The following is a 4,042-nucleotide window of genomic DNA, read 5'->3' as shown; positions in this document are numbered from 1 at the left end:
GCAGAAAAGAAGCCCTCGCCTGGAGCGGCATTTGGGTGACCGTATCCTGCACGTTTGCAGGCTGGCTCTATTTTGAACTGGCGGGCAACCCGACTTACGGGGCCGTTGTCGCCAAAGAAAAAGTCCTCGAATTCTTCACCGGCTATGTACTCGAAAAATCCCTTGCCGTCGATAACATCTTCGTTTTCCTGATGATTTTCGGCTACTTCAAAGTAGAACCCAAATTCCAACACCGCGTCTTACTCTATGGCGTATTCGGCGCCATCGTCCTGCGCGCCATCATGATCTTCATCGGCGCAGCCTTGGTACAACAATTTGAATGGATTTTGTACCTCTTCGGCGCATTCCTCTTATACACCGGCATTCACATGATGAAGCCCGAAGCCGAAGTTGAGGAAGACCTTTCCCAAAACAAGATCCTAACCCTGCTCAAAAAAGTCATCCCGACCAGCCAACAGTTTGACGGTGAAAAATTCTTTACCATCGAGAACGGCAAACGTATCGCTACGCCGCTTTTGCTGGTATTGATTATGATCGAATTGAGCGACATCATCTTCGCCGTGGACAGCATCCCTGCTATTTTCGCCGTAACCACTGACCCTTTCATCGTCCTCACTTCCAACATTTTTGCCATTTTGGGCCTGCGTGCCATGTACTTCTTACTGGCAGACTTTGCCGAACGCTTTATTTTCCTCAAATACGGCTTGGCTTTCGTGTTGAGCTTTATCGGTATCAAGATGCTGATTATGCACTGGGTACATATCCCGATTTCCATTTCCCTGTCCGTCGTCTTCGGCGCACTGGGCGCGTCCATCCTGACTTCTTTGGTGTACACGCGTCAGCAAGAGAAAAAATAATCTGCCGATATAAAAAGGCCGTCTGAACATTTCAGACGGCCTTTTCAAATATCAAACACCAGCTTATTTAGCAGCGTCTTTCAATTTGTCGGCAGCTTCTTGAGTCGCATCGGCTGCTTTACCCATAGCGTCTTTAGCTGCGTCTTTGGCAGCATCCTTAGCATCAGAAACAGCTTCTTTAGCTTCTTCAACCGCTTTACCGGCAGCATCTTTAGCGTCAGAAACTGCTTTATCCGCAGTTGCTTTAGCATCTGCAGCAGCGTCTTTAACATCAGAAACAGCTTGCTCAGCCGCACCTTTGGCTTCAGAAGCAGCAGCATCAACAGCAGAAGCTGCATTTTCAGCAGCAGCGTTTACATCGGAAGCAACAGCAGAAGCCGCCTCTTGGGTTTCTTTTTTCGCTTCTTGTGTACACGCCGCCAAGCCGGCTACCATCATTGCAGCAATCAATAATTTTTTCATGTTGTATATCCTTTGGTCTAAAAAATATCCGTCAAAACTGACAGACCCAAAAATCATAACATAATAAATGCTCAAAAAAGGAAGAATTAACGCCAAATAACAGCCAATTTACGTTTTTTGAAAAAAATTTCAAAAAAATAGTTGACGAAAAGAAACAAGTTCCCTATAATGCACAGCTTATCGGGTCGTTAGCTCAGTCGGTAGAGCAGCGGACTTTTAATCCGTTGGTCGAGCGTTCGAATCGCTCACGACCCACCAAAATATGAAAACCTGCCTTGAAAAAAGCAGGTTTTTTTATATTCTCCATCAAGCCTTTCTTCACTCAATACCTCCCTTATTATCAACATCAAGAATATTCGAGCTTTGTCACAATGCTGTTATAGATGTAACTGAAAGCATCACAAACCTCTTAAATCAATCAAACCCAACTCCCCACACATCATATTTTTCTAAAAACTTCCAAATACCTACCATCAACCCACGCTAAATCCTCTTGTATGCCAGACAATTTAGGCATAGACTAAAACTACATCCAACTACAACAACAGGAGAAGGTTTGATGAAACAACTGTCTATGTATATCAACGGCCGCTTTGAAACCGACTTTAACGGTACATGGCGTGATGTATTGAATCCGGCAACCGAAGAAGTCATCGCGCGTGAGCCTAAAGGCGGAAAAGCCGATGTTGATCGTGCCGTTGCCGCGGCCAGAGATGCGCAAACTGCATGGGAGCGTTTGCCTGCCGTTGAACGCGGCGCATACCTGCGCAAAATCGCCCAAGGCATCCGCGAACGTGCCGACGAGCTGACCGACACTATTGTTGCTGAAGGCGGCAAAACCAAAGACTTGGCACGCATAGAAGTCATGTTCACTGCCGACTATCTCGATTATCAAGCCGAATGGGCGCGCCGTTATGAAGGCGAAATCATCCAAAGCGACCGCCCGCGCGAAAATATTTTATTGTTCAAACGTCCTTTGGGCGTAATCGCCGGCATTTTGCCGTGGAACTTCCCATTCTTCCTGATTGCCCGAAAAATGGGCCCGGCTTTGGTAACAGGCAATACTATCGTCGTCAAACCAAGCAGCGTTACCCCGATTAACTGCCACATTTTTGCTGAAATCGTTCACGCTTCAGGCTTACCGGCCGGCGTATTCAACGTCGTCAACGGCCCTGGCGCAGAAATAGGCAATGCCTTGGCATCGCATCCGCAAGTCGATATGGTCAGCCTGACCGGTTCTGTCGATGCAGGCCGCCAAGTAATGGAAGCCGCCGCCACCAACATTACCAAAGTCTCACTGGAACTGGGCGGCAAAGCCCCTGCCATCGTTTTGAAAGACGCGGATTTGGACTTGGCAGTGAAATCCATCTTGGCTTCACGCGTGGGCAATACCGGCCAAATCTGTAACTGCGCCGAACGCGTATATGTCCACAGCAGCCTGAAAGACGCATTTATCGAAAAAATGACCGCCGCAATGAAAGGCGTGCGCTACGGCAACCCGGCCGAAGCCGAGCCAGGCGCACTGGAAATGGGCCCGTTGATTGAAGAGCGCGCCGTCAAAGCCGTTTCCGAGAAAGTCGAACGCGCCGTCAAACAAGGGGCGACACTAGTCTGCGGCGGCAAACGTGCCGATGGCAAAGGCTACTTCTTTGAACCTACCCTGCTGACCGATACCGACAACAGCATGGACATCATGAAGGAAGAAACCTTCGGCCCAGTCCTGCCGGTTGCCACTTTCGACACGCTCGACCAAGTCATAGCCTTGGCAAACGACAGCGAATTCGGCCTGACCAGCTCCGTCTATACCACCAATCTGAATGAAGCGTTTTATGTAACCCGCCGTCTGCGTTTCGGCGAAACCTACATCAACCGCGAAAACTTCGAAGCCATGCAGGGCTTCCATGCCGGTTGGAAAAAATCAGGTATCGGCGGCGCGGACGGTAAACACGGTTTGGAAGAATATCTGCAAACCCAAGTCGTTTATTTGGAAACCAATATCTAACTGCCCTTCATAAAACAAAAGGCCGTCTGAAACCGATTTTTCAGGTTTCAGACGGCCTTTCTGCCTTTATAGAAAAAAACACCGACATCGCGTAAAATAGAGCCAATTTTTCACTTTATTCAGGCCGTCTGAAAACTCCGACAGCCTGACTCATTTTTCCGGAAAACACCATGAGCGAACAAAACAATCCTCAAATCGAGCCGCAGTTGGACGAAAACCAAATCATCGCCCTGCGCCGCGAGAAACTGCACAACATCCGTAAAGAACGCAATGCCTACCCTAACGATTTCAAACGCGACAGCTTTGCCGCCGACCTGCACACCCAATACGGTGAAATCAGCAAAGAAGAACTCGACCCGCAAGGCATTCCCGTCAAAGTGGCCGGCCGTATGATGCTCAAACGTCAAATGGGCAAAGCCAGCTTCGCCACCATTCAAGACGTTACCGGTCAAATCCAGCTTTATTTGAATAACAAAGGCGTGAGCCAAGAAGTTTTGGACGACTTCAACCACTGGGACTTAGGCGACATCATCGGTGCGGAAGGTACTTTGTTCAAAACCAACCACGGCGAATTGACCGTGCGCGTGTCCAACATCCGCCTGCTGTCCAAATCCCTGCGCCCGCTACCCGACAAACACAAAGGTTTGAGCGATCAGGAAACCAAATACCGTCAACGCTACGTCGATTTGATTGCCAACGAAGAATTGCGCAATACCTTCAT

The 4,042-nt window shown here is 48.7% G+C and carries 4 protein-coding genes and 1 tRNA gene; 4 read left to right on the top strand and 1 reads right to left on the bottom strand.

Annotation, left to right across the window (positions count from 1 at the left end; translation table 11 throughout):
* A partial coding sequence (locus ACTHUM_RS10680; protein ID WP_440402871.1) for a TerC family protein occupies positions 1–857 on the top strand: 857 nt, incomplete at its 5' end.
* A gap of 63 nt (positions 858–920) precedes the next feature.
* Here the strand turns inward: ACTHUM_RS10680 and ACTHUM_RS10675 are convergent.
* Positions 921–1,319 carry an Ag473 family lipoprotein gene (locus ACTHUM_RS10675; RefSeq protein ID WP_070645672.1) on the bottom strand — a complete coding sequence of 133 codons (399 nt, stop codon included), beginning with the start codon at positions 1,317–1,319 and terminating at the stop codon, positions 921–923.
* 182 nt (positions 1,320–1,501) lie between these two features.
* Here ACTHUM_RS10675 and ACTHUM_RS10670 point away from each other — a divergent pair.
* From ACTHUM_RS10670 to ACTHUM_RS10660, 3 genes are all read left to right on the top strand, one after another.
* Positions 1,502–1,577, top strand: a tRNA-Lys gene (locus ACTHUM_RS10670).
* A 301-nt stretch (positions 1,578–1,878) separates the two neighbouring features.
* Complete coding sequence (gene aldA / locus ACTHUM_RS10665; protein ID WP_107769523.1) at positions 1,879–3,321, top strand: aldehyde dehydrogenase; 1,443 nt, start codon at positions 1,879–1,881, stop codon at positions 3,319–3,321.
* A gap of 170 nt (positions 3,322–3,491) precedes the next feature.
* The coding region (locus ACTHUM_RS10660) for an OB-fold nucleic acid binding domain-containing protein (RefSeq protein ID WP_440402870.1) at positions 3,492–4,042 on the top strand (551 nt) is incomplete at its 3' end.

The sequence above is a fragment of the Neisseria sp. P0021.S006 genome (assembly GCF_051956895.1).
This window is presented reverse-complemented; position numbering and strand designations above follow the sequence as displayed.

Excerpts from the sequence above, each read along its gene's own strand:
- ACTHUM_RS10675 (WP_070645672.1), bottom strand. The coding sequence starts at position 1,319 with ATGAAAAAATTATTGATTGCTGCAATGATGGTAGCCGGCTTGGCGGCG.
- aldA (WP_107769523.1), top strand. The coding sequence starts at position 1,879 with ATGAAACAACTGTCTATGTATATCAACGGCCGCTTTGAAACCGACTTT.